Below are 25,387 nucleotides of genomic sequence, written 5' to 3' on the forward strand. Positions count from 1 at the left end.
CAACGAGATGCTGCTTGGCTTATATTTGTTGTATAATACAATCGACGGTGCATCGTAATTTGCTGTAATAGGGATATTTGTGCACACATCCATCGATTTATGCGTATAATGTTAGCAACGATAGTGTCTGCGACAAACCATTAACGTCGTATGACCATCCGCAGGGCGGTACCATGGACCTGCCTGTGTATGTTTATATAGATGTTCGGTAAAGGGATGAGGCTTTAAATCGCTCATCCCTTTGTTGCCGTCTAATTGTACTTACTCGCGACGAGGTGAAGGTATGGATGCAAAGGAAGCATTAAAAGAAATAAAGGGCGGACGATTTCGTCCAATCTACGTGCTCTATGGTAAAGATCGCTATCGGATTCAGCAATTCATAAACGTGTTGACCGAAGCGATGTTTACGGCTGAGGAGCGAGAGCTTGGCATCGTTAAATTTGATACAGCAGAAACTTCGATTGAAGAAGCTGTGCTTGAAGCGGAAACATCGCCGTTTTTCGTTGAGAGCAAGCTTATATTAATTCGTGATGCGACCGTTCTTTGTGCAGGAGGTAAAGAAGGCGGAAAGCTTGAGCATCGTCCAGAGAAACTGATTCAGTATATGGAAAATCCTTCGGAGACATCGATTATCGTCATCTCTGTTCAAGCAGAGAAGCTGGATGAACGTCGGAAACTTGTAAAGACGTTAAAAGAAAGAAACAGTTTAGTTCCCTTTCCTGAACTGGATGCTGCTCAGCTTAAGCAATGGATGATCAAGCGGGCAACCGACCAACAACGGACGTTGTCTGCAGATGCGGCGGAGCTGCTTCTCTCTCGTGCAGGTGCCAATATGCAGCAGTTATCGCAAGAAGTGGACAAGCTCTGTTTGCATGCGGGTACAGGAGGTGTCATCGATGTAGAAATTGCTTCGATGCTTACATCGGCAACCGTAGAGGAGGACGTGTTTGCGCTTGTGGATGCGATTGCTGAGCTTCGTATCGATCGTGCTATACGTTTGTATAGGGAGCTGCTTGTTCGCCGTGAGGAACCGATTAAGATCGCTGCGCTGATCGCAAGACAATTGCGGATTATGCTGCAGATTAAAGAGCTCGAGCAGCATCAATATTCCCCTCAGCAAATGGCCGGTCAATTGGGACTGCATCCCTATGCCGTGAAGCTGGCTGCAGAGAAAAGCCGCAAGTTTCAAGTAGCTCGACTGGGCAGATTGCTTGCATCACTCGCAGACCTTGATTATAAGATGAAGACCGGAGCTATTGACAAAACGCTCGGTTTGGAGCTTTATTTGCTTTCACTTGGCATGGAGAAGGGCGCTTAGCGTCTTCTCCATTGCCTTTTTTTTGCGAAAATGAGAAATCACAAAAAAGCTTCACCGCTCGATAAGAGCAGTGAAGCTTTTTTGTGTGCTAAACGAATGGTTGTCATTCGTTTAAGCGAGTATCCTGCTTAGGCTTGAGCCGAAAGGGCATTCAATCTTTTAGCAAGACGTGATTTTTTGCGGGAAGCCGCATTTTTATGAATCAGGCCTTTAGTTGCTGCTTTATCCAACTTTTTCGTTGCAGCGATAAGAGCTGCTTTAGCAGCATCTACATCAGTACCAGCGATAGCTGTATCAGCAGATTTAACGGCCGAACGAAGTGCAGATTTTTGGGATGCATTTAAAGCACGACGCTTTTCATTTGTTTTAACGCGTTTAATCGCGGATTTAATATTTGGCATGGAATTCACCTCCTAAACTATTTACAAAGGTTTATTTACATCATAAACCTAGACAACACAACTTAAAGTATATTAACACGGCGATCCCCAAAAAGCAAGAGCGGAAGGTGCCTTCCGAAAACTGTATTCGATAAGGTTAAAGATACAACGAGGAGTATGAAAATAATCCATCTGCAAACAATAACTTCAGAACTGGTGTTTGAAGGGAGAATGAGCAATGGATAATGATCTTGATTTGCAGAAATATAATGTCAGAACGGATCTGGCTCTTGAAGCTAAGGAAATGGCTGAGGCACCGCAGGGCGGGCCGATTCCAGGCATACAATCCGAAACGACAGAGGATGAAGGTATAACTATAACACAGCTTCATGTTCAAAACGAGCAGGGATCTCAGGCCATTGGGAAAATGCAAGGACATTATGTGACAATTGAGGTTCCAGAGCTAAGAAACGGCGATACAGGTTTGCAGGACCGAGTGGCGACGCAGTTCGCCAAACATTTTGAAGCCTTTCTTGAAAGGCTTTCGATTAGCAAAACTGCTAGAGTGCTTATTGTCGGCTTAGGAAATTGGAATGTTACGCCGGATGCCCTCGGTCCGATTGTGGTAGAGAATGTGATGGTGACTCGCCATTATTTTGAGCTTATGCCTGATCAAGTGGCGCCTGGTTACCGTGCCGTAAGCGCGGTTGCTCCAGGCGTGCTTGGCATAACGGGGATCGAATCAAGTGAGATCGTCCATGGCATCGTCGAAAAAACGAAGCCAGACCTCATCATTGCAATTGATGCACTTGCTTCCAAGGCAGTAGAGAGAGTCAACACGACGATTCAAATTGCGGATACGGGTATTCATCCGGGTTCAGGTATCGGCAATAAACGAAAAGGGCTTACGGAGGAAATTTTGGGAGTCCCAGTTATTGCTATTGGAGTGCCAACGGTTGTTTATGCCTCGACCATTGTCAATAATACGCTTGAAATGATGAATAGCCATTTTAAGAAGCAAAACGGCAATCCGGATCAGATCTTGGGATTGGTTAATCAGATGGAGGAGAACGAGCGGCTGCAGCTTGTTAGAGAAGTTCTCAGTCCGCTTGGACACGACCTGCTGGTTACTCCCAAAGAAATTGACGAATTTATTGAGGATATCGCTAATATTATTGCGAGTGGTTTAAATGCTGCGTTGCATGAAGCGGTAGATACCGAGAATGTAGCTGCGTATACTCATTAATTTTATACGAGCTTCACATACGAGGCTGTCCAGAAGGCTAAGCGCCCTTTGGAACAGTCTCTTTGTTTTGCAATGTCTATAATCTCTATCCCTACTCTATCACCTGCGATTATTAATATAGATATGGTTCTATGAACTCTATCACTCTCATAGTTTAGTAGTGACCAAAAGCCACTAGCGCTATGAAGCGGGAGGTAATAAAACTAATGAAACGAAAAATCATGCTGCTGGATGTAGGGAAAGAAAGTAGACGAATAAGACAATTGCTAGTAACGGGACGTACGTTCGCGTTGCTCTCTTTTTGCTCTATGCTGTTTTTTTTGTTGCTGGGTGCAGCGGGAATGGCGCATCAGCAAACGACGGCTTCGCCGGTTAATTCGATGAAAGGATTCGCTGCTGCTGTATCGAGCGGATTTTTTGGGGATATGCTAGAGATGGAAATGCCTGCTTTTCAAAGCAGTCGAGATACGGAATCTTTTACATCCAAACAAATAAGCGCGTTTCTTATGAGGGCTTTAACGGATATAAATCCTAACGATCCAAAAAGCTTGCTCGCTGGTGAGCTGCCTGGCATGAGCGTGAATGATGCGATCTTAATCCGTAAGGGTATAGGCACGGATACAGCGGTAGGGCCAGAGGACAATGCTCCGATCACGTATGATCCGCTGGGGGATCTTCATGAGGACAATGGAACGAATGTACCAAGCAACGGAAACGATGCGGGAACGGAAGAGGAACAGAAGCCTGTGCAGACAGAGAAGCCGCCAGCAGGAGTTGGCAATGGAGATAAGGGGGAAAAGGATAAGCCTACAACAGGCGGCAAGAAGGTGGCTTTTATTTATCACACGCATAACCGCGAATCCTGGTATCCTGTCCTGACCGACAAAAAGAAGGACCCGAACTCCGCAACAAAAAATATTACATTGGTTGGCAAAAGGCTCGCCCAGAAGCTGGAGGAGAAGGGCATAGGTGCGCAGCATTCCAACACGGATTATCCTACTGCCATTAAAGATTACGATTGGAATTATTCTTATAAATATTCGATGAAGACGGTGAAGGAAGCGATTGCGAGCAGCAAGGATTTGAAGTTTTTCTTTGATCTTCACCGCGATTCACAGAAGCGGAAATATACGACGATCGATATCGATGGCAAAAGCTATGCGCAGGTTTATTTCATCATTGGACATAAAAATCCGAATTGGGAAAAAAACGAAGCGTTCGCGACGAAAATACATGAAGCGCTCGACAAAAAATATCCGGGCATCTCGCGTGGGATTTGGGGTAAAACAGCCTCATCCGGCAATGCTGAATACAATCAATCGCTTGCTGAGGATAATGTGTTGATTGAAGTAGGCGGTGTAGATAACACATTAGAGGAATCGTATCGTACAGCGGATGCGCTTGGCGAAATCATTTCAGAAATCTATTGGGCAGACGAGAAGGCTTCGGCAAACTAGAGTCCATTATATAAATCCAAGGAGAGGGTGAATGAATAGATGAAAATGAATGGCCTGAAATGGGCGGTAATTGGCGGTGCTATGGCGATTATCATTATGTACGGGATAGAAAGATCCTCCGTAGGTATTGAACGGATTTACGGACCAATAGAAGGTGTTAACGAATATACAGAGATTGACCAGGCAGGGCAAACTGTGCAGCCAATTGATGACGTTCAAACGGAGCAGCAGAAAAGAATTGCAAGGCTTGAGAAGGAGCTTATGGAACTAAAGCAACTTGCAGAGAGTGGAGTCGATTCGAAATCGTCTGAGACTGCGGAAAGCTTGCGGGTGGAGAATGAGCGGCTGCCTGGACTTCCTCTAGAAAATGATCAGCCAGCAGTGAATAAGATCGCAGATTCTACATCTGGACTGCTGCAAAATATGTCCAGCGAAGGCATTCGGATGGTCGTATCCATATTCGATGGCTTGACGAAGTGATAATGAACATTGCTGGTATTCCCCTTAACTGATATAATAGGAGGAATGAATAGCATTATTGGAAATTGTGGGGGTTAGGCATGACTGACGTACGTGACCGACAAAAGAGAATTAGGAATTTTTCCATTATCGCGCATATAGACCACGGAAAGTCTACGCTTGCTGACCGGATCTTAGAATTTACCGGCGCATTGACATCTCGCGAGATGCAAGAGCAGGTTCTTGACAAAATGGATTTGGAGCGGGAACGCGGAATTACGATTAAGCTGCAAGCGGTACGCTTAGCGTATACTGCAGATGACGGGATCGAGTATATACTCAATCTGATTGACACGCCTGGACACGTCGACTTTACATACGAGGTTTCACGCAGTCTCGCTGCTTGTGAAGGTGCTTTGCTCGTTGTTGATGCTGCGCAAGGCATTGAAGCGCAGACGTTGGCTAACGTATATTTGGCGTTAGATAACAATTTGGAGATCGTACCTGTTATTAACAAGATCGATTTGCCAAGTGCGGAGCCTGAACGGGTAAAGCAGGAAATCGAAGATGTAATTGGATTGGACGCCAGCGACGCGGTACTAGCTTCCGCTAAAGCGGGAATCGGCATTAAGGAAATTTTGGAGCAGGTTGTTACGAAGATGCCTTCACCAGAAGGAGATCCGGATCAGCCGCTTAAAGCGCTTATTTTTGACTCCCATTATGATCCCTACAAAGGCGTTATCGTTTATGTACGGGTTATGGATGGAAGCATCAAAGCAGGCAATAAAATTAAGTTTATGGCAACGGGAGCAGAATTTGAGGTCATCGAGGTTGGGGCATTCATGCCGAACATGTCGATCGTGAAGGAGCTTGCGGTTGGCGATGTTGGATTTGTCGTTGCGGGCATCAAGAACGTGAAGGACACACGTGTCGGCGATACAATTACTGATGCGAAGAAACCTGCACCTGAGCGTCTGCCGGGATATCGTCAGATTAATCCGATGGTATTCTGCGGACTCTATCCGATCGAGACGCAAGACTATAATGATTTGCGTGATGCCCTTGAGAAGCTGGAGCTTAACGATGCATCACTCAAATATGAGCCGGAATCGTCAACTGCTTTGGGCTTTGGCTACCGCTGCGGATTTCTTGGCTTGCTTCACATGGAAATTATTCAAGAACGGATTGAACGGGAATTCAACATCCCGCTTATTACAACAGCACCAAGCGTAGTTTACAAAATAACAATGACGAATGGCGATACGTTAGAGATTGATAATCCATCGAACTATCCTGAAGCTGGCAAGCTTGACTTCGTAGAAGAGCCCTATGTTAAGGCGGCTGTCATTGTACCAAATGACTATGTCGGCGCAATTATGGAGCTTTGCCAAAACAAACGCGGCGAATTCGAGAATATGGAATATTTGGATTTGAATCGTGTAACGCTTACTTATCAAATCCCGTTGTCAGAAATTGTGTATGACTTCTTCGATCAGTTGAAATCAAGCACGAAGGGTTATGCATCGTTCGATTACGAGATATCGGGCTATCGCAGGTCCAATCTGGTCAAAATGGACATTATGCTCAACAATGAACAGGTTGATGCTTTGTCTGTCATTGTCCACCGCGATCGTGCTTACCAACGCGGCAAGGTTATTTGTGAGAAGCTGAAGGAACTTATTCCACGTCAAATGTTCGAGGTGCCGATTCAAGCATCTATCGGCAACAAAATCATATCGCGTGAGACAGTAAAAGCAATGCGTAAAAACGTTCTTGCCAAATGCTACGGCGGTGACATTAGCCGTAAGCGTAAGCTGCTTGAAAAGCAAAAGGAAGGCAAGAAGCGGATGAAGCAAGTAGGTAGTGTAGAGGTGCCGCAGGAAGCGTTCATGGCGGTACTCAAAATCGGCGAGGATTAAAACGTACGAGGATGAGGGAGGGCGCAGCTCTCCCTCTTTTCTATTCATAATAAATGAATAAATTGATTATATTTCAATGCGAGACGATACCGCACCGTGAGGAAGCGTGTCAACTGTTTACGCTTGAAGGAGAATGTTAACGATGACCATAACGCAATCACCGCGCGCTTTATATATACACATTCCTTTTTGTACGAATAAATGCCATTATTGTGATTTCACTTCATACGTACTGAAGGGGCAGCCAGTTGATCAATACCTGGATGCGCTTGAAGTAGAAATGCAGCGTACGGTAGCAGAATGGCCGCCAGTTGAAATTGATACTGTATTTGTCGGCGGCGGTACGCCTACAGTACTGACTCCTCCGCAAATGGAGAGATTTCTAAAATCAGTTCGCACATATTTCCCGCTCTCTCCAGATGTAGAGTTTACGATGGAAGCGAATCCTGGAACAACGGATATTGATAAGTTGACGGCTATGAAGGAAGGCGGCGTGAATCGGATCAGCTTCGGGGTTCAGTCCTTTGATAATGGCTTGCTGGAGCGTATTGGCCGCATTCATAGTGTTGATGATGTTTATCGCAGCATCGATAATGCGCGTAAAGTCGGATTCACCAACTTATCGATCGATTTGATGTTTGGTTTGCCAGGTCAAACGGTAGAACTGCTTAAAGATAGTGTGAACAAAGCGATGGAGCTGGGCTTACCTCACTATTCCATCTATAGTCTTAAAGTAGAAGAAAATACGTTGTTCCATAAGCTGTATGAACGCAACGAGCTTCCTTTGCCACCAGAGGAAGAAGAGTTTAATATGTTCATTCTATTAATGGACATGCTGAAGAAAAACGGCTACGCGCATTATGAAATTAGTAATTTCGCTGAACCGGGCTATGAAAGCCGCCATAATTCCACCTATTGGCGCAATGAGCCTTACTACGGCTTGGGAGCGGGAGCACACGGTTATGTGAATCGGATGCGTCACGTCAACCTAAAAGGGATTACTCCATATATCGAAGCAGCGAAGGAGAAGTTACCACGTCTTGAATCGTTTGAGGTGCCTATTGCTGAGGCGATGGAGGATTTAATGATGGTAGGGCTTAGATTGCTAAGCGGCGTTCCAGCGTCGCGCTTCTCTAATCAGTTTGACGGGCAAAAGCTAGAGGATAAATTTGGCGATGTTATTCGTAAATTGATGAGTGATGGCTTATTGGAAGCTGAGAAAACAGAGGATGACATTATTTATCGTTTGACAGACAAAGGCGTGCTGCTCGGGAATGAAGTTTTTGGCGCATTTATCGGATAGATTGGCTAAAATACTCTTGAGTTAAAATTCGTTGTGGTGTATATTTATTCATATTGATTATGAACTTGCACCGGGTGGAGGCGAATGCATAAATGCAGACTGTACAAGTCGTATGTAGAAAAGCGACGTCAGACGATATCGAAATTTTGTTTCAATTAATTAAAGGTTATGCAGAGAAAGGCATTATGCTGCCTCGCACTCGGGAAGCGCTCGAATATATGATAGATACATTCGTCGTCGCGGAAATCGGAGAAGAAGTCGTCGGCTGTGGCTCGCTTACGAGACTCGGTAATGAGTTAGTCGAGATTCGTTCGCTAGGCATGTCCGAGGGCTACAAAGGCCTTGGAATCGGGAGTAAGTTGGTAGATGCGTTGATTGAGCAGGCTCGGGAGCAGAAAATTCCGAAAATTATGGCTTTAACGTATGAAGTAACCTTTTTTGAGAAAAATGGCTTTAAAGTCGTTAATAAAGAAATTTTCCCCGAAAAGGTATGGAAGGATTGTATCAACTGTCCGAAGCAGCTTGCATGCGACGAGATTGCCGTGTTGAGAATGCTGGACTAATTGTTTTTTGTGAAACGATCTTTCTTTTACAAACAAGACCACTCTCCTTTAGCGCTTGGATAAGACTATCGGGATTGTGGTTTTTTTGCTGGTTATGACCATTAAGTCATTTTGTCCGAACTCGTTGATAGTAATGCAGCGCGTTTTGGTATATAGTCAAGGTAGATGTTTATTGTCATATAGAGGAGAAATAAAAAATGAGCCAAAGAAAAGATCAAATTGTAGCTGTAGAAGATAAGCTTAAGCATGTAACAACGGTGCTTCTGAAGAAATGGGCAGGATTTAGCGGTTTTTATGGTTTTAAAGCGATGGGGTATGATGAACTGTTCGCTTTGCTAAACACAAATGGCTGGAAAGTTATTATAGATGACTCCGTTTCTCCGTTTCGAATCATCGAGCTATATCAAGGTGAAACACGCGTAAGAAGAGAGAAATATGCAGTTGATGAAGCTGGAAGAGTACGTAAAGTATAGTTCCGTGAATAGAACCGCTATACCATTTGATCATTTCAATGGGTATGGTGGTTTTTTTGTTGAAGAAATCATTAATGAAATGTTAATGTTTTGGTTTGAATATTGAAATTGGCGCACGAAAAATGCCGAACTGACTTGACAATCGACAAGTTGGTTTGGTATTTTTGTAGTAATGATTAGCACTCGATCGGATTGAGTGCTAACGAAGGTACATCGAAATAACGGATTTAACATTTACGTAGGGGGAATTCGAATGCTGACGGAGAGACAACGGATGATTTTACATGCAATAGTGGATGATTATATTCGCTCGGCTGAACCAGTCGGCTCACGCAGTATTTCGAAGCGCGGTGACGTTGGCTTTAGTCCAGCTACCATTCGCAATGAAATGGCGGATCTGGAGGAGCTAGGCTTTCTAGAGCAGCCGCACACGTCAGCAGGGCGTGTCCCATCAACGAAAGGCTACCGTTATTATGTCGACCATTTAATAAAGCTTAGCGAAGTGGATGAGAAGGACATTGGTGTGGTTCGCTCGTTCGTAACGGACAAAATGAATCAAATGGAGCAGGTTATTCAACAAACGGCGATGATCCTTTCCAATTTAACCAATTACACATCCATCTTACTTGGACCGGAAATGTTCAGCACATCGCTTAAGCATTTTGGCCTTGTGCCGCTTGATCAAACATCGGCAGTTGCTATTATCGTAACGAACACTGGACATGTTGAAAATCGGACGATTTCGATTCCTGAAGGCCTCAAGATGGAGGAAATGGAGAAGGTCGTTAACATTTTGAACACGAGATTGGTTGGCGTTCCGCTAATTCGTCTAAGGTCGAAGCTTTACACTGAAGTTGGGCAAGAGCTTGAGCGGCATGTTGATCATTATGAGCAGCTGTTACAGGTTCTGGATCATGCGCTGCAAAATGAAGATGAGCATCGGATCTTCTTAGGCGGTACAACAAATATGCTGACACAGCCTGAATTCAAGGATGTAGACAAAGTAAAAACGATATTAGATTTGCTTGATGAGACACCAGCCATTATGAAAATGTTTACCGGCCTTCCGTCAGGTATACAAGTACGTATTGGGACAGAAAATGACCATAAGGCAATTAGCGATTGCAGTCTTATCACAGCAACCTATGCCATTGATGGCCAATCGCTGGGAACGATCGGTATTCTAGGACCAACACGAATGGAATACGGCAAAGTCATTAGTTTATTGGATATTATGTCCAAGGATATGGCGGTCCTTCTTGGCCGCTGGTATAAGTGATTGAAAATAATGATTACTATGCCAAGTTTGCTTCGTAAACTTTTTTAGGAGGTGATTGCATGAGTACGAAAGAACAACATAATGAAGCCGCTGAGGCAGTGGAAGAAGTAGTATCTGCTGAGCAATCAGAGCAAGCATACGAGGATACGGCAGGTGAGGTAGTGGAAGAAGATACGCGTTATGCGGAGCTTGTGAAGCTGGCAGAAGAGAAAGAGCAGCGCATCCTGCGCGTACAAGCGGATTACGATAATTTCCGTCGCCGTACTTTGAAGGAAAAAGAAGAACTTGGACAGTATGCTTCGATGAAGCTGATCGATCAACTGCTTCCAGTTGTAGATAATTTTGAGCGTGCTGTAGCTGCTGCATCTGTAAACGGTGATTTCGAATCACTCGCGAAGGGTGTAGACATGATTTTCCGTCAACTTGAGTCAACGCTGGAGCAGGAAGGTCTTAAAGCCATGAACGTTGTTGGCGAGCCATTTAATCCTGAATTCCATCAAGCGATTATGACAGTGGACTCCGATGAGCATGAAGAAGGCATCGTTGTCGAGGAAGTTCAGAAGGGCTATATCTTGAAAGACAAGGTATTGCGTCCAGCAATGGTTAAAGTAAGCAGTTAAATGGTACACTTTCTCTCCTAATAGGAGACGAAGCGAGCTGTTATTACGATAAAATATAAAAATTTGTAGGAGGAACTATAGCTATGAGTAAAGTAATTGGTATTGACCTTGGTACAACAAACTCTTGCGTAGCAGTAATGGAGGGCGGAGAAGCAGTTGTTATCCCTAACCCGGAAGGCAACCGTACAACACCTTCAGTAGTAGGTTTTAAGAAAGACGGCGAACGTGTAGTCGGTGAAACGGCGAAACGTCAAGCGATCACAAACCCGGATCGTACAATCAGCTCAATTAAACGTCACATTGGTACGAACCATAAAGAAAAAATCGATGATAAAGATTTTACTCCACAAGAGATCTCTGCAATCATCTTGCAAAAATTGAAAGCTGACGCAGAAGCTTACTTGGGTCAAACAGTAACGCAAGCGGTAATTACGGTTCCTGCTTATTTCAACGACAGCCAACGTCAAGCTACTAAAGATGCTGGTAAAATTGCTGGCCTTGAAGTATTGCGTATTGTCAACGAGCCAACAGCTGCTGCACTTGCTTACGGCCTTGAGAAAACTGAAGATCAAACGATTCTTGTATATGACCTTGGCGGCGGTACGTTTGACGTATCCATCCTTGAGCTTGGCGACGGATTCTTCGAAGTTAAAGCGACAAGCGGTGACAACAAGCTAGGTGGAGACGACTTTGACCAAGTTGTAATCGATCATATGGTTGCTGAGTTCAAAAAAGAGCAAGGCATCGATCTATCCAAAGACAAATCAGCTGTTCAACGTCTGAAAGATGCTGCTGAGAAAGCGAAAAAAGAACTTTCCGGCGTGTTGACTTCAGCTATTTCACTTCCATTTATTACAATGGTAGATGGCGTTCCTCAGCATTTGGAGCTTAGCCTTACTCGTGCGAAATTCGAAGAACTTGCTGCTACTCTTGTAGAGCGTACGCTTGGACCAACTCGTCAAGCGCTTAGCGATGCTGGAATGTCTCCATCCGATATCGATAAAGTTGTCCTTGTAGGCGGATCGACACGTATTCCTGCAGTACAAGAAGCTGTAAAAAAATTGATCGGCAAAGATCCGCATAAAGGCGTTAACCCGGATGAAGTTGTTGCACTTGGTGCTGCTGTTCAAGCGGGTGTATTGACAGGCGATGTGAAAGACGTTGTATTGCTAGACGTTACTCCATTGTCGCTTGGTATCGAGACTGCTGGCGGTGTGTTCACAAAAATGATCGATCGCAACACAACGATTCCTACAAGCAAATCGCAAGTGTACTCCACTTACGCAGACAATCAGCCAGGCGTTGAAATTCACGTCCTGCAAGGTGAGCGTTCGATGGCAGCGGGCAACAAAACACTTGGTCGTTTCACTTTGAATGATATTCCTCTTGCACCGCGCGGCGTTCCGCAAATCGAAGTTACTTTCGATATCGATGCGAATGGTATCGTAAACGTATCAGCTCTTGATAAAGGTACAGGCAAGAGCCAAAAAATTACGATTACTTCATCAAGCGGCCTAAGTGAAGATGAAATCAATCAAATGATGAAGGATGCTGAGCTTAACGCTGAGGAAGATCGCAAACGTCGTGATCTTGTAGAAGCGAAAAACAGCGCTGACCAATTGATCTATTCTGTTGACAAAACGATTAAGGATCTAGGCGATAAAGTTGATGCTGCTGAAATCGAAAAAGCTAACGTTGCAAAAGAGAAAGTAACTGCGGCGCTTGCAACAGACGATCTTGAGCAAATCAATGCAGCAGCTGCAGAGCTGACTGAAATCGTTCAACAGCTTTCCGTGAAGCTTTATGAGCAAGCTGCTCAAGAAGCTGAAGGTGCTGGACCGGATGCTGGTGCAGCTAAAGGAAAAGATAATGTTGTAGATGCTGATTATGAAGTGGTTGACGATAATAAATAAAGTGTAGCGAGCGAGAGGTCAAAGACAGGCGCTACCTGGCTTTGACCTCCTTTCGTGCGCAAATGCATGAGGAATCATATGATAAATAGTGGAGGTGAGAACAGGTGGCAAGCAAACGTGATTATTATGAGGTGCTTGGTGTTGGCAAGGAAGCATCGGCAGACGAAATTAAAAAATCATACCGTCAGCTGGCGCGTCAATATCATCCCGATGTGAACAAGGCTGCAGATGCAGAGACGAAGTTCAAGGAAGTTAAGGAAGCTTACGATGTACTCAGTGACGACGGAAAACGTTCAACGTATGACCGATTCGGCCATGTTGATCCAAACCAAGGTATGGGCGGAGGCGGCGGTGCTGATTTTGGCGGCGGCTTCGGCGATATTTTCGACATGTTCTTTGGCGGAGGCGGCGGACGTCGTGATCCAAATGCACCGCAGCGAGGCAACGATCTGCAGTACACGATGACAGTTGAGTTTAAGGAAGCAGTATTTGGCAAGGAAACGGAAATTACGATTCCACGCACAGAAACATGTGATACCTGTCATGGAGACGGAGCGAAGCCGGGTACGAAACCGGAAAGCTGTTCCGTTTGTAAGGGCAGCGGTCAGCAAGAGGTCGTTCAAAATACGCCGTTTGGCCGTATGGTCAACCGTCGTGCTTGTACAAACTGCAGCGGCACAGGCCGTGTGATTAAAGATAAATGTTCTACTTGTCACGGCGCAGGTAAAGTGAAGCGTCAACGCAAAATCAACATTCGCATTCCAGCGGGCGTAGATGACGGTGCACAAATCCGTATGTCTGGCGAAGGTGAAGGCGGTCTTCGCGGCGGTCCAGCGGGCGATTTGTATATTGTTATCCGTGTGAAGGCGCATGAGTTCTTCGAGCGTGAAGGCGACGATATTTATTGCGAGGTTCCGCTCACATTCGTACAGGCCGCGCTAGGCGATGAAATTGAGATTCCTACATTAACCGAGAAAGTGAAGTTGAAGGTGCCAGCAGGCACACAAACAGGCACTTATTTCAGGCTTAAAGGCAAAGGTGTACCGAAATTGCGCGGTTACGGTCAAGGCGACCAGCATATTAAGGTTACCATCGTAACGCCGACTAGCTTGACGGATGATCAGAAGGATCTTCTTCGTCAGTTTGGCGGACTAAACGGTGATTCTGCATCAAATGATTCAGAGCATCATGAAAACATTTTTAAAAAAATGAAAAAGGCGTTCCGTGGTGAATAACCCGGCACGTCTTTTTTTTGTATTCAGTTGTATAGAATCAGGCTTAAAAACATACTCTATTCGGGTAGGAAAACCATACATCAACAAACAACCGGAGGGAACTAATAACATGACAGACAATAACAACAGCTTGGAAAAAGTAAACTTTGGCAACTTGCCGATTGGTAAAAATGAAGATGTAGAGTTTTCCGAGGAGCTTGCAGACGAAGCAGATCGCAAAGCAGCAGAGCGTGCAGCGCAAGCAGATGCGCGCAATGAGCAGGGATAATGAGTCAAATTGAAATTCAAGCAACCTTCGAGGGTGAAGGGGCTGCTCAGGAAACCATGCGCAAGCTTCAAGCGCTGCGCGCTATTGAAGTGAATGGATTGTTTGATAGCGGTCTGCTGACGGCAACTGTAGATGATGAAGTCGCTGAACGAGCACTACATCTTATTAAACAAATGGGCGGCAACGCTAATACGACGATTACCTAAACATAAAAGGGACTGAAGGCTAATATCGCCTTCAGTCCCTTTATTACTTTTATACGATTAAATATGAGTCGATTGTGTCATTATTTTGTGTAAAGGCACTACTCTGGTGTACAATAGAGGTTAGGTTTTTAAAGCGAAACGTTTGTCTAGTCGACTAAGGTCGATGATAGCCGTTTACGATTGGCATTGGAGGATATTACATATGAAATGGTTTGAACTTACGATCTCAACAACTGAAGAGGCACAAGAGATGATATCCAATTTCTTGCATGAATATGGAGCAGGCGGTGTATCCATTGAAGAGTCGGGCACGCTCAGCAAGCAGCGCGATACATCTTTTGGACAATGGTATGAGACTCCGCTTAATGATATTCCAGAAGGCCAAGCAATTATCAAGGGCTATTTTGGAGAAGACACGGATACGGATGCGCTTGTAGCAGCAATTCGTCCTCGTGTCGAAGAGCTTCGTGAATTTGATATCGATCCAGGCATAGTTGAATATATGGTCGCTACTGTTGATGATGAGGATTGGGCGACGGCATGGAAGCAGTACTTCAAGCCGATCCGTATTTCGGATTCCTTAACGATTAAACCAACTTGGGAAGAGTATGAAGCTGGACCGGATGAAAAAATTATTGAGCTGGACCCAGGGATGGCATTCGGAACGGGTACACATCCGACGACATCACTCTGCTTGCAGGCGCTAGAGTCTGTTATACGTGGCGGAGAAGAAGTAATCGATGTTGGTACAGGCTCAGGCATACTTGCAATTGGAGCTTGTCTCTTAGGAGCGAAGAGCGTCCTTGCAGTTGACCTTGATCCTGTTGCTGTATCAAGTGCTAAAGAGAACGTTGCGCTAAATAATCTTTCAGAGCAAGTCGAAGTACGGCTGAGCGATTTGCTTGGTGTAATTAAGGAAGACAGTTCAGGAGCAAAGCAAGCATCTTCTAATGGTGCGTTCAGAGTTACGGTGCCGGTAGATCTCGTAGTTGCTAATATTTTGGCTGAGATCATCTTGTTGTTTGTGGATGATGTGTACGAGGCGTTAAAGCCAAACGGAATATATATTGCATCGGGGATTTACAAAAATAAAGAAACAGATGTAGAAGAAGGTTTAATTCGTCACGGTTTCGAAATTGTCGAGAAGCGCCGCGATGAGGATTGGATCGCATTCGTAGCGAGAAAGCCACAGGTGACTTAATGGACTTACAAAGCTTTGTAAGGTTTCCACTTGAGGATTTGCCATTTGTCGTCTTATCTCTAATTATTGCTTTTACGGTGCATGAGTTTGCTCACGCCTACAGCGCTTATAAATTCGGAGATGATACCGCTTATAATGCTGGGCGAGTTACGCTTAATCCACGTGTGCATCTAGATGTTCTGGGAACGCTGCTCATTCTATTTGCTGGATTTGGATGGGCGAAGCCCGTCCCTGTAAATCCGAGCAAATTCAAAAGTCCGAGAATCATGAGCATTATTGTTACTGCAGTAGGGCCGCTAAGCAACTTGCTGATGGGAACGATAAGTATTTTTATTTACGTTGCTATTGTTGCTTCAGGTGTGCTGAACGGCGCATCTGTAGGTGTCGATGCCGCTGTACATCGGTTTTTTGATTATTTTATTTGGTATAATTATTTATTGTTTATTTTCAATCTTATCCCGTTACCTCCTTTAGATGGCTATAGAATTATCTCAGATCTATTACCGCTTAAGATACGTTACAAAATGGATCAAAATGTGCAGTGGGGAATGTTTATCTTTTTATTAATCGTATTTATTCCGCCGCTTCGTGAAGTTACGCTTGATCCTGTACTTGGTTTAGGTTCAGATTTAATGATAAATACGTTTGACTGGGTTTCCCGGATTTTTAATTTAAATATTGTCAGTCATAGTGGAACTTCTGGCAACGGTTTCTGATAGATTTAGTGAAGACAAACATGTTATTATGAAGGATGGAATTTGTTTAAGGGTGGTTGGATAACGATAATGCAACGATATTTCATAGCGGCGGAGCAGTTTGGCGACTCCGAAATCCGTTTAGTTGGCGAGGATGCGCATCACGCCGCAAGGGTCATGCGATCAAAGCCAGGTGATAAATTTATTGTTAGCGACGGTAAGTCGCGCACTGCGCTTGTGGCAGTGCTTGAAGCAACTCCGATACTTTTAACCGCAGAAATAGTTGAAATGCTAGGTGCAGACAGCGAGCCGAAGTGGGCGATAACGATCGCACAAAGCTTGCCAAAGGCCGACAAAATGGAACTAGTAATACAAAAAGGTACAGAGATCGGTGCTTTTGCCTTTTTACCCTTTGAATCCGAGCGTATGGTCGTTCAATATGATGCCAAGAAGGAAGCAAAGCGTATAGATCGCTGGAGCAAAATAGCGAAGGAAGCGGCAGAGCAGGCACATCGCAACCGCATACCTACGATTGAGCCGCTTCATAGCTGGAAAGAGCTTGTGAAGTCAATGACTAATTATGATTTAGTATTGTTTTGTTACGAGCGCGAAGGGCATCTAGCCCACGGCAGAGGAGTTAAGACAGCGATTCGCGAGTGGACGCAGCGATCGGCTGCGGTCAGTTCGCCGAAAGTACTGCTTATCGTTGGTTCTGAGGGCGGCTTCACTGATCGTGAGGCAGCAGAAGCAGAAGCGGCAGGTGCTGCGCTGGTCGGATTAGGCCGACGAATATTACGAACGGAAACAGCAGGTATCGTAGCATTAACCTGCTTATTATATGAATCCGGAGAAATGGGAGGAGCGTAACAACGATGGCAACAGTCGCATTTTATACGCTAGGCTGCAAAGTGAACTTCTATGATACAGAAGCGATATGGCAGCTATTCAAAAACGAAGGTTATGAGCAGGTCGATTTCGAAGAGACCGCTGATGTTTATTTAATTAATACTTGTACGGTAACCAATACAGGGGACAAGAAGAGCCGTCAAATTATTAGACGTGCTGTTCGACGCAATCCAGACGCTGTCATTGCAGTAACTGGCTGTTACGCTCAGACATCTCCGGCAGAGATTATGGCAATTGAAGGCGTGGATCTTGTCATTGGCACGCAGGATCGCGAGAAAATCATGACCTACGTCAATCAAATTCAAGGTGATCGCCAGCCGGTTAACGCTGTTCGCAACATCATGAAGACACGCGACTTTGAAGAGCTGAATGTACCTGATTTCTCGGAGCGCACGCGTGCGTTCTTGAAAATTCAAGAGGGATGCAACAATTTTTGTACGTTTTGCATCATTCCTTGGTCACGCGGACTCTCTCGCAGCCGTGCTTCGGAAAGCGTTCTGGAGCAAGCGAAGCATCTTGTTGCTTCCGGCTATAAAGAAATTGTACTGACAGGTATTCATACGGGCGGCTATGGCGATGATATGGAAAATTATAATTTAACAAGCCTGCTGTGGGATTTGGACAAGGTAGAGGGGCTTGAGCGTATACGAATCAGCTCCATTGAAGCGAGTCAAATCGACGATGCCATGATTGACGTACTGAACCGCTCGAGCAAAATGTGTCGTCATTTGCATATTCCGCTTCAAGCAGGTGAAAACTCCGTGTTGAAGCGTATGCGCCGTAAATATACGACAGAAGAGTTCGCTGCAAAAATCAAAAGGCTGCATGAGGCAATGCCAGGCGTTGCAATTACAACAGACGTTATCGTCGGTTTCCCTGGGGAAACAGAAGAAATGTTCGAAGCTGGCTACCGTTTCATGGAGGATTTGAAATTTGCTGAAATGCATGTGTTCCCTTATTCTAAACGGACAGGTACGCCTGCTGCTCGAATGGATGAGCAGGTGGATGATGAAGTGAAGAATGAGCGTGTTCATAAGCTGATTGACTTGTCCGAGAAAATGCAACTTGCGTATGCTGAACAGTACGTCGGCCATGTTCTTGACGTTATTCCAGAGCGTGATTATAAAGGTGCACCGGGAACGGGCCTCGTTATGGGCTATACGGATAACTATATTCAGGTTGTATTCGACGGTACTGAAGCTCTAATTGGCAAGCTATGCCGTGTCAAAATCACAGAAGCAGGCGTAAACGAATGTCGCGCCAAGCTTGTTCGCGTGATGGACGATGTTCCTGCAGCTGGGAGCGACATGGAGCAGCATAGTTTCGTGCTAGAGCGTCCAGAAGCGATAAGAGCATAAATATAGTGATCAAAACGCGGGGATTCCTTTGCTTATCGATTCCTTTTCTGGAAAAGATGGAGGAATCCTTTGCTGCATATACTATCTGTTTAATGCTGCAAGGGGGAAACGGGTCATGAAGGAAATTTCAGCAGGCGGTGTCGTTTATCGCCGCACCGAGGAAGGGAAGCTGCAAATTCAGCTCATTCAGGATCGTTATGGAAAAGTATCACTGCCAAAAGGTAAAATGGAACCCGGTGAAACGATTGAACAAACCGCTTTGCGAGAAATCGTTGAAGAAACGGGTCTTGAAGGCGTGATCATTGCTCCGATTGACCAAATCAAATATAAATATGAGCATGATGCTTATGGTACGGTAAACAAAGAGGTGCATTATTATTTGGTTGAAGCCGTTGGCGGCTCCTTGCATGCGCAAGTAGAAGAAATCCGCGGCGTTGACTGGTTTGAGCCGCAAGAAGCTTGGAGACGTCAGAAGCAGTCCGGTTATGATAATAATCATCGTATTGTTGCAGGGGCGTTCCAGTTGTTAGGCTTGCAAGCGGACTAGCCTTAGGTCGCAGGATCGAGGCGCCGAAATGCCGGCAGATAACAAAACGGCAATGCAAACAATGAACTTAGAATGTTGAAAATCGTTTGTGTATGGGCAATTTGGCCAGCGGCGGACGAAGATAACCATTCTGAAATTGTTGCAAGCTCGCCGATAAATGGCATAAAGAGCAAAGCTCCTCCTGCATTCAAAACGACATGAGACCATGCGACATATTGACCGGCCTTAGAGCCGCCAATTGATGCAAGCAATGCCGTTGCGCACGTGCCGACGTTCGCGCCAAGCACAACCGCGATGCCAAGCTCAATGGGCATTGCGCCTATCGATACGAAGCCCATAATAATGCCAATCACTGCTGCGCTGCTATGAACAGCAGCAGTAAGCAGCGCGCCAGCCGCGAGTCCCCACCATAAGCTATCGTTAGCTTTGCTTAGAAACCATCCGAACATGGGACTTTCTTGGACGGCTGGTCCTACGCCCTGCATCATTGTCATACCGGTTAGGAGTAGTGCGAAGCCGCACACAACGACCGAGATGGAACGAAGCGTCTGAAGCCAGCGGGCATTGTGTACTGCTGGCAATAGCCGTAATTCGCCGAGCAGTGCAGTTGCTAGCCATAATACAATAGATAGAATCAATAACGGAACGGAAAGCTTATTTAAATTTAAGCCGATAATTTCTGTTGTAATACAAGTCCCAATATTGGTGCCGAGAATGATGCCCAGCGTGCGAGGAAAGGTGAGTAAGCCGGCGTTGACCATCCCAATCGATATGACAGTTACTGCCGTGCTGCTTTGAAGGAAAGCTGTCGTTATTGTACCGATTGCCAGCCCGTGAATAGGTGTTGCAGTTGAACGCTTTAGGATTTCGGTCAAATAGGGACCGGCTAATCGATGCAGCGCAAGCTCCATCAGCTTCATACCGCACATAAAAACAGCGAACCCCAGCAGCATGGGGATGAGTATGGATTGAACCATCGTATGGACTCCTTATTATTTATTTCGTGTTTTGATTCGTAAATATACATATGCTGCAAGTAAGACAAGCATGACTAGCAAGTCCAATGAGGGGAAGAGAGATAACGTGAGTAATCCAAAAATATTTTTACAAAAGGCTAGAAAGAAAAGACTTGAACAAGGACATCCTTGGGTTTATGCAACAGAGATTGATCGATTGGAAGGCGCTGCGGAGCCTGGTGATTTGGTAGATGTCGTCAACCATCAAGGCCGCTACTTGGCGACCGGCTACTGGAATCCAAAATCACAAATTACTGTTAGAATCGTTGCCTATGAGCCAATTGCTGCAATGGATGCTGACTTCTTCCGGAATCGTCTGCGTCAATGTCAGGAACATCGCCGCCGTTTCGTCGCTGATGCTGATTGCCGCCTTGTATATGGAGAAGCAGACTTCCTTCCAGGGCTCGTCGTAGATCGTTTCAATAATGTGCTGGTGCTTCAATTTTTGACACTGGGAATGGATGTTAGAAGAGAGGCATTAATCGAAGCGTTGATTGATGTATTCCAGCCTGCAGGCATTTATGAGCGCAGTGATGTAGGTGTTCGAGTGCTGGAAGGACTTGAAGAGCGGACGGGTGTGCTTTATGGCGACTGTCCATCGATTATTGAAATTGAGGAAAATGGTTTGAAGCTAGAGGTTGATATTGTTGAAGGCCAGAAAACAGGTTATTTCTTCGACCAACGCGAAAATCGCGCAGCCATCGCTCCGCTTATGAAGGGCTGGGGTGGACGCAGTGGTATTCAACTCGTTGATCGTGATACGCTGGAATCAGACTCCACTAGTGCTGAGGGCAAAACTGCCGTTCAATCAGCGGCTTCATCCAATCTTGTGCCAGTTAACGCGAATGGGAAAATGGTTACTTTTCCTTATTGGGACGGGGCGTCCGTGCTTGAATGTTTTGCACATACCGGCAGCTTCACGCTTCATGCCTGCAAATACGGTGCCAAAAAGGTAACTTGCCTGGATGTCTCGGAGCATGCTATCGATACTGCAAAACGGAACGTTGAGCGCAATGGTTTCACTGATCGGGTGGAATTTGTTGTAGCGGATGCCTTTGCTTATTTACGCGAGCAAGTGAAAGGGAACGATGAAAGAAAACAGCGTGGACTTGGCGGTGTTGATACCTCTAAGAAGATGGAAGGTTCAGTAGGACGGACTTGGGATGTTGTTATTCTTGATCCGCCAGCCTTTGCAAAAACCAAAAGCGCAGTTCCGGGCGCATGCCGCGGCTATAAGGATATTAATTTACAAGGCCTAAAGCTTGTGAATGAGGGAGGATATCTGGTTACGGCAAGCTGCTCGTATCATATGCGTCCAGAGCTGTTTTTGGAAACGATCCAAGAAGCTGCAGTAGACGCTGGCAAGCTTCTTCGTTTGGTCGAATGGCGTGCCGCAGACAAGGATCATCCTCAACTGCTCGGTGTAAATGAAGGCCATTACTTGAAATTCGCGATTTTTGAAGTGCGCAGCAAATAAATGAGTGATACGAATAGACGGGAGAGTTGCACATGTCGCTTCGCTTTGTCATCGGGCGTTCAGGAGCCGGTAAAACATCCTATTGCTTGAATGAAATAAGAGAGCAACTGCGTGATCAACCAGACGGTCCGCCGCTCGTCATGCTCGTACCCGAACAAGCAACTTTTCAAACCGAATACGCGCTGCTTCAAAGCGGCGATTTAAACGGTACGATCAGGGCACAGGCGCTTAGCTTTAGGCGTCTGGCCTTTCGGGTCATGCAGGAGACTGGCGGTACGGCGCTCGTTCCGATCAATGATACGGGGAAGCATATGCTTCTCTATAAGATCGTTCATCGGTTAGGACAGCAACTGGAGTTGTTTCAAAGCGGTGCGGAGCAGCCGGGATTCATCGATAGGCTTGCTGAGCTGTTAACGGAGTGGAAAAGGTACGGAATAGATTCGGAGATCTTACAGGGCAATCAGGAAGCTTCAGAAGCAGGAATAGGCCATTCCACATTATTAAAGCGTAAGCTGCATGATTTGCAGCTCATTTATAGTCAGATGGAGCAGGAACTCGCGGGCATGTATATTGACGCCGAGGATTATTTGCGTTATTTGCAAAACGGATTTGCCGATGCACCAGCTATGAATGACGCCCAAATATGGGTGGATGGCTTTTTTGGATTCACGCCTACAGAATATGAAGCTTTAGGTACGTTGATTGCTTCATCCGCTCAGGTGACCGTTACCCTCACGTTAAACAGAGCATATGGGCAAGGAGAGCAGCCTCATGAGTTAGATCTGTTTCATCCCACAGCTGAAACCTATAATAAGCTGATGGAGCTGGCTGCAAAATATGACGTAGAGATTAAGCCCCCGGTTATGTTAGAAGAAAGTCCTCCCATTCGATTTAAAAGCAGTCCAATGCTTGCACATCTCGAGAAGCACTACAGCGAACGAATCCCGATGCTCATTACCGACAAAGCTGTATTAAATAGTGAAGATTCACGCTGCGGGGTATCGTTGCATGCCGCAGCGAATCGTCGCGCTGAGGTTGAGGGCGTCGCTCGCGATATCGTTCGCAGAGCGCGGAAGGAAGATCTCCGCTGGCGCGATATCGCTGTAATGGTTCGTAATGCGGAGGATTATACCGATTATATCGGACTTGTATTTGCTGATTATGGCATTCCTTATTTTGTCGATCAGAAAGAGAAGGCTGTTCATCATCCGTTGATCGAGTTTATTAGATCTGCGCTCGAAACGGTATTGTTTGGTTGGCGTTATGATGCGATCTTCCGCTGTATCAAGACGGAGATGCTGTTCAAGGTAGACGGAAGCCTGCCTAGGGAATGGTTCGATATGCTGGAAAACTATGCGCTGGCTGCAGGTATTGACGGTTGGAAATGGCTCGATGATAAGCGTTGGTATCCGCTGGTACCCGTATCGCTTGAAGATGACGAGGAAATAGAGACTAAAATCAGTGAAAAAGCACAACGCGAATTCAATATTGTGCTTGCTGCGAGAGAGGTCATCGTACCGCCGCTTCGCCGCTTCGCAGATGCTTTAAATAAGGCGGACAATGTCCAAGAGATGTGTGAGGCCTTGTATCGCTTACTCGATCAATCGGATGCGGCAGATAAGCTGGAACGCTGGAGTATTCATGATACGCATTCAGGGAAAACGCAAAGAGCTAGAAGTCATAAGCAGCTGTGGGACAGCGTCATGCAGCTGCTCGATCAATTAGTGGAGCTTGCTGGTAAGCAAAATGTATCACCCGAGTTGTTCGCAGGTATGATTGAGGCAGGTTTAGACAGTCTGAAGCTTGCCGCTGTGCCACCAGCGCTAGATCAAGTGCTGATCGGCAGCATGGATCGGACGCGTTCCGGTCATGTTCAAGTATGTTATGTGCTGGGCGCAAATGATGGCGTTATGCCGATGCGAGTGAAGGAAGACGGTATTCTAACCGAATCGGAACGTGAGCGCTTAGCTGAAGATGGAATAGCGATGGCACCAGGTGTGCGTCGGCGTTTGCTTGATGAGCGGTTCATGATCTATAACGCTCTCACGACGCCTAGTCGGCACTTATGGCTTAGCTGGGCACAAGCAGATGAAGAGGGGAAAAGCTTGCTTCCCTCTGAGATCGTGCGTCATGTTCGTCATTTGTTTCCAGGTATTGCTGTCCAAAGCGTTGCTGCAGAGCCTTCGTCGAGCTTGTCACTATCTGAGCAGAGAAAATTTGTGTCGCAGCCGCAGCGAACGATGTCTTATTTGATTGGCGCTATTCGGAAATGGCAGCAGGGAGCGGCAATCGCTCCTTTCTGGTGGGATCTGTACAATTGGTATGCGGTTCGGCCGGAATGGCAGCATAAGCTGCAGCTGCTGACAAGCTCATTAACCTATGAGAACCAAGAGTTGTTTCTATCCAAAGAAACGGCTGGTGAACTTTATGGAGCACGGCTGCAAGTAAGTGTATCGCGTATGGAGAGATTCGTCTCCTGCCCGTTTCAGCATTTTGCCATCCATGGTTTAAAGCTAAGGGAAAGAAAGCTGTATCGTCTGGATGCTCCTGATGTAGGACAGCTGTTTCACGCGGCACTAAGCAAGCTGGCGACGAGTCTCGGGGGGCGCTTTGGGAAGACGTCCGAAGCTGAACTTAAAGCAGTCGTCTCACAAACGGTGGACGATTTGGTTCCTAAGCTGCAGTCACAAATTTTATTAAGCAGCAGCCGCTTTAAGTATATTGCGCGCAAGCTGAAGGAAATCGTAGGACAGGCAGCGTTAATGTTAGGTGAACATGCACGCAGGGCGCAGTTTCAGCCTGTGGGCACCGAGGTTGATTTCGGTCCAGATGGTACACTTCCAGCTCTTCGCATTCCGCTTGAGGCTGGCGGTGAAATAGAAATTATCGGCAGAATAGACCGTGTTGATGCGGCGGAGACAGAGGAGGGCCTGCTGCTGCGTGTGCTTGATTACAAATCGAGCTCGACTCAGCTTAGGCTTGAGGAGGTCGCGAATGGTCTTTCGCTGCAAATGCTGACCTATCTTGATGTATTGGTGACGCATGCATCTGCGTGGCTTGGACAGCCGACTTCGCCAGCCGGAGTTCTCTATTTCCATGTGCATAATCCAATTCTCGCAATGACCAATAGCATCAGTCCGAATGAGGCAAGCAGTCAGCTGTTGAAACGATTCAAAATGCGCGGTCTTGTTACTGCAGATGCAGAAACGGTTAGGCTTATGGACGATGAATTAGACACTGGCTATTCAGAGCTGCTCCCGGTTGCACTGAAGCGGGACGGCAGCTTTTACAGCAGCTCTTCAGTCGTCTCTAATCAGCAATGGGATGTACTAAGGCATTCTGTCAGAAGTACGATTAGCCGAATCGGCAGCTCGATTCAAGCTGGGGATGTTTCTATTGAACCCTATCGCATGGGAACGAAAACACCATGTCAATATTGTGATTACAAAGCGGTTTGCCAGTTCGATGCTCAGTTTGACGGAAATGAATATAGGAAGCTGAGCAAACCTTCGAAGGAAGATATTTGGCAGCAGCTAGAGAGGGAGTAA

23 protein-coding genes are annotated in these 25,387 nt (G+C 45.9%); 21 read left to right on the forward strand and 2 right to left on the reverse strand.

Annotation, left to right across the window (positions count from 1 at the left end; translation table 11 throughout):
* The first annotated feature begins 283 nt into the window (after positions 1–283).
* Positions 284–1,318 carry a DNA polymerase III subunit delta gene (gene holA, locus AC0YN6_RS12185; RefSeq protein WP_475747112.1) on the forward strand — a complete coding sequence of 345 codons (1,035 nt, stop codon included), beginning with the start codon at positions 284–286 and terminating at the stop codon, positions 1,316–1,318.
* Between the two features lie 128 nt (positions 1,319–1,446).
* Here holA and rpsT read toward each other — a convergent pair whose 3' ends face one another.
* Positions 1,447–1,719: a 30S ribosomal protein S20 gene (rpsT, locus tag AC0YN6_RS12190; protein ID WP_475747113.1), complete on the reverse strand. Its 273-nt coding sequence runs from the start codon at positions 1,717–1,719 to the stop codon at positions 1,447–1,449.
* A 217-nt stretch (positions 1,720–1,936) separates the two neighbouring features.
* On the opposite strand from rpsT, the gene gpr reads away from it, so the two are divergent.
* The 18 genes from gpr (at position 1,937) to AC0YN6_RS12280 (ending at position 19,346) form a co-directional block, all read left to right on the forward strand.
* Positions 1,937–2,944, forward strand: coding sequence for a GPR endopeptidase (gene gpr, locus AC0YN6_RS12195; RefSeq protein WP_475747114.1), 1,008 nt, complete (start codon positions 1,937–1,939; stop codon positions 2,942–2,944).
* Between the two features lie 206 nt (positions 2,945–3,150).
* Positions 3,151–4,401 carry a stage II sporulation protein P gene (locus tag AC0YN6_RS12200; RefSeq protein WP_475747115.1) on the forward strand — a complete coding sequence of 417 codons (1,251 nt, stop codon included), beginning with the start codon at positions 3,151–3,153 and terminating at the stop codon, positions 4,399–4,401.
* Between the two features lie 39 nt (positions 4,402–4,440).
* Entirely contained in the window at positions 4,441–4,881 is a 441-nt protein-coding gene (locus tag AC0YN6_RS12205) for a hypothetical protein (RefSeq protein WP_475747116.1), read from the forward strand.
* An 80-nt stretch (positions 4,882–4,961) separates the two neighbouring features.
* The gene (gene lepA / locus AC0YN6_RS12210) at positions 4,962–6,779 is read left to right on the forward strand and encodes a translation elongation factor 4 (protein ID WP_475747117.1); all 1,818 of its coding nucleotides are present in this window, start codon (positions 4,962–4,964) and stop codon (positions 6,777–6,779) included.
* A gap of 142 nt (positions 6,780–6,921) precedes the next feature.
* Entirely contained in the window at positions 6,922–8,082 is a 1,161-nt protein-coding gene (gene hemW / locus AC0YN6_RS12215) for a radical SAM family heme chaperone HemW (RefSeq protein ID WP_475747118.1), read from the forward strand.
* Between the two features lie 92 nt (positions 8,083–8,174).
* Entirely contained in the window at positions 8,175–8,645 is a 471-nt protein-coding gene (locus AC0YN6_RS12220) for an N-acetyltransferase (RefSeq protein WP_475747119.1), read from the forward strand.
* 197 nt (positions 8,646–8,842) lie between these two features.
* Positions 8,843–9,118 (forward strand): hypothetical protein, encoded by a 276-nt coding sequence (locus tag AC0YN6_RS12225; protein WP_475747120.1) that lies wholly within the window; start codon positions 8,843–8,845, stop codon positions 9,116–9,118.
* A gap of 253 nt (positions 9,119–9,371) precedes the next feature.
* Positions 9,372–10,397 (forward strand): heat-inducible transcriptional repressor HrcA, encoded by a 1,026-nt coding sequence (gene hrcA, locus AC0YN6_RS12230; protein WP_475747121.1) that lies wholly within the window; start codon positions 9,372–9,374, stop codon positions 10,395–10,397.
* Between the two features lie 59 nt (positions 10,398–10,456).
* Positions 10,457–11,017, forward strand: coding sequence for a nucleotide exchange factor GrpE (gene grpE, locus AC0YN6_RS12235; RefSeq protein ID WP_475747122.1), 561 nt, complete (start codon positions 10,457–10,459; stop codon positions 11,015–11,017).
* An 83-nt stretch (positions 11,018–11,100) separates the two neighbouring features.
* On the forward strand, positions 11,101–12,930 hold the full coding sequence (dnaK, locus tag AC0YN6_RS12240) for a molecular chaperone DnaK (protein WP_475747123.1): 1,830 nt from the start codon (positions 11,101–11,103) through the stop codon (positions 12,928–12,930).
* A gap of 104 nt (positions 12,931–13,034) precedes the next feature.
* A complete protein-coding gene (gene dnaJ / locus AC0YN6_RS12245) occupies positions 13,035–14,165 on the forward strand; it encodes a molecular chaperone DnaJ (RefSeq protein WP_475747124.1) in 1,131 nt (376 codons plus the stop codon).
* Positions 14,166–14,274: 109 nt separating this feature from the next.
* Positions 14,275–14,433 (forward strand): YfhD family protein, encoded by a 159-nt coding sequence (locus AC0YN6_RS12250; protein WP_475747125.1) that lies wholly within the window; start codon positions 14,275–14,277, stop codon positions 14,431–14,433.
* The gene (locus tag AC0YN6_RS12255) at positions 14,433–14,639 is read left to right on the forward strand and encodes a hypothetical protein (protein WP_475747126.1); all 207 of its coding nucleotides are present in this window, start codon (positions 14,433–14,435) and stop codon (positions 14,637–14,639) included. Before AC0YN6_RS12250 ends, AC0YN6_RS12255 begins: the two co-directional genes overlap by 1 nt.
* A gap of 202 nt (positions 14,640–14,841) precedes the next feature.
* The gene (gene prmA / locus AC0YN6_RS12260) at positions 14,842–15,840 is read left to right on the forward strand and encodes a 50S ribosomal protein L11 methyltransferase (protein WP_475747127.1); all 999 of its coding nucleotides are present in this window, start codon (positions 14,842–14,844) and stop codon (positions 15,838–15,840) included.
* Positions 15,840–16,556 carry a site-2 protease family protein gene (locus AC0YN6_RS12265; RefSeq protein ID WP_475747128.1) on the forward strand — a complete coding sequence of 239 codons (717 nt, stop codon included), beginning with the start codon at positions 15,840–15,842 and terminating at the stop codon, positions 16,554–16,556. Before prmA ends, AC0YN6_RS12265 begins: the two co-directional genes overlap by 1 nt.
* Before the next feature lie 69 nt (positions 16,557–16,625).
* Positions 16,626–17,402 (forward strand): RsmE family RNA methyltransferase, encoded by a 777-nt coding sequence (locus tag AC0YN6_RS12270; RefSeq protein ID WP_475747129.1) that lies wholly within the window; start codon positions 16,626–16,628, stop codon positions 17,400–17,402.
* 5 nt (positions 17,403–17,407) lie between these two features.
* Positions 17,408–18,799, forward strand: a complete 1,392-nt coding sequence (mtaB, locus tag AC0YN6_RS12275; protein WP_475747130.1) for a tRNA (N(6)-L-threonylcarbamoyladenosine(37)-C(2))-methylthiotransferase MtaB — start codon at positions 17,408–17,410, stop codon at positions 18,797–18,799.
* A gap of 115 nt (positions 18,800–18,914) precedes the next feature.
* Positions 18,915–19,346 carry an NUDIX hydrolase gene (locus AC0YN6_RS12280; RefSeq protein WP_475747131.1) on the forward strand — a complete coding sequence of 144 codons (432 nt, stop codon included), beginning with the start codon at positions 18,915–18,917 and terminating at the stop codon, positions 19,344–19,346.
* A gap of 2 nt (positions 19,347–19,348) precedes the next feature.
* On the opposite strand, the gene AC0YN6_RS12285 is transcribed toward AC0YN6_RS12280, so the two are convergent.
* Positions 19,349–20,323, reverse strand: coding sequence for a Na/Pi cotransporter family protein (locus tag AC0YN6_RS12285; protein WP_475747132.1), 975 nt, complete (start codon positions 20,321–20,323; stop codon positions 19,349–19,351).
* A 106-nt stretch (positions 20,324–20,429) separates the two neighbouring features.
* Here AC0YN6_RS12285 and AC0YN6_RS12290 point away from each other — a divergent pair, with 106 nt between their 5' ends.
* Complete coding sequence (locus AC0YN6_RS12290; protein WP_475747133.1) at positions 20,430–21,839, forward strand: class I SAM-dependent rRNA methyltransferase; 1,410 nt, start codon at positions 20,430–20,432, stop codon at positions 21,837–21,839.
* Positions 21,840–21,871: 32 nt separating this feature from the next.
* A complete protein-coding gene (gene addB, locus AC0YN6_RS12295; RefSeq protein WP_475747134.1) occupies positions 21,872–25,387 on the forward strand; it encodes a helicase-exonuclease AddAB subunit AddB in 3,516 nt (1,171 codons plus the stop codon).

It is taken from the genome of Paenibacillus sp. J22P15 (assembly GCF_056269345.1).

Bases quoted from the DNA above. Each gene is read 5' to 3' on its own strand.
- grpE (WP_475747122.1), top strand. From the start codon at position 10,457: ATGAGTACGAAAGAACAACATAATGAAGCCGCTGAGGCAGTGGAAGAA.
- AC0YN6_RS12265 (WP_475747128.1), top strand. From the start codon at position 15,840: ATGGACTTACAAAGCTTTGTAAGGTTTCCACTTGAGGATTTGCCATTT.
- AC0YN6_RS12220 (WP_475747119.1), top strand. From the start codon at position 8,175: ATGCAGACTGTACAAGTCGTATGTAGAAAAGCGACGTCAGACGATATC.
- prmA (WP_475747127.1), top strand. From the start codon at position 14,842: ATGAAATGGTTTGAACTTACGATCTCAACAACTGAAGAGGCACAAGAG.
- AC0YN6_RS12250 (WP_475747125.1), top strand. From the start codon at position 14,275: ATGACAGACAATAACAACAGCTTGGAAAAAGTAAACTTTGGCAACTTG.
- AC0YN6_RS12200 (WP_475747115.1), top strand. From the start codon at position 3,151: ATGAAACGAAAAATCATGCTGCTGGATGTAGGGAAAGAAAGTAGACGA.
- hrcA (WP_475747121.1), top strand. From the start codon at position 9,372: ATGCTGACGGAGAGACAACGGATGATTTTACATGCAATAGTGGATGAT.
- AC0YN6_RS12225 (WP_475747120.1), top strand. From the start codon at position 8,843: ATGAGCCAAAGAAAAGATCAAATTGTAGCTGTAGAAGATAAGCTTAAG.
- AC0YN6_RS12270 (WP_475747129.1), top strand. From the start codon at position 16,626: ATGCAACGATATTTCATAGCGGCGGAGCAGTTTGGCGACTCCGAAATC.
- AC0YN6_RS12255 (WP_475747126.1), top strand. From the start codon at position 14,433: ATGAGTCAAATTGAAATTCAAGCAACCTTCGAGGGTGAAGGGGCTGCT.
- hemW (WP_475747118.1), top strand. From the start codon at position 6,922: ATGACCATAACGCAATCACCGCGCGCTTTATATATACACATTCCTTTT.
- AC0YN6_RS12205 (WP_475747116.1), top strand. From the start codon at position 4,441: ATGAAAATGAATGGCCTGAAATGGGCGGTAATTGGCGGTGCTATGGCG.
- dnaK (WP_475747123.1), top strand. From the start codon at position 11,101: ATGAGTAAAGTAATTGGTATTGACCTTGGTACAACAAACTCTTGCGTA.
- AC0YN6_RS12285 (WP_475747132.1), bottom strand. From the start codon at position 20,323: ATGGTTCAATCCATACTCATCCCCATGCTGCTGGGGTTCGCTGTTTTT.
- holA (WP_475747112.1), top strand. From the start codon at position 284: ATGGATGCAAAGGAAGCATTAAAAGAAATAAAGGGCGGACGATTTCGT.
- gpr (WP_475747114.1), top strand. From the start codon at position 1,937: ATGGATAATGATCTTGATTTGCAGAAATATAATGTCAGAACGGATCTG.
- lepA (WP_475747117.1), top strand. From the start codon at position 4,962: ATGACTGACGTACGTGACCGACAAAAGAGAATTAGGAATTTTTCCATT.
- rpsT (WP_475747113.1), bottom strand. From the start codon at position 1,719: ATGCCAAATATTAAATCCGCGATTAAACGCGTTAAAACAAATGAAAAG.
- mtaB (WP_475747130.1), top strand. From the start codon at position 17,408: ATGGCAACAGTCGCATTTTATACGCTAGGCTGCAAAGTGAACTTCTAT.
- addB (WP_475747134.1), top strand. From the start codon at position 21,872: ATGTCGCTTCGCTTTGTCATCGGGCGTTCAGGAGCCGGTAAAACATCC.
- AC0YN6_RS12280 (WP_475747131.1), top strand. From the start codon at position 18,915: ATGAAGGAAATTTCAGCAGGCGGTGTCGTTTATCGCCGCACCGAGGAA.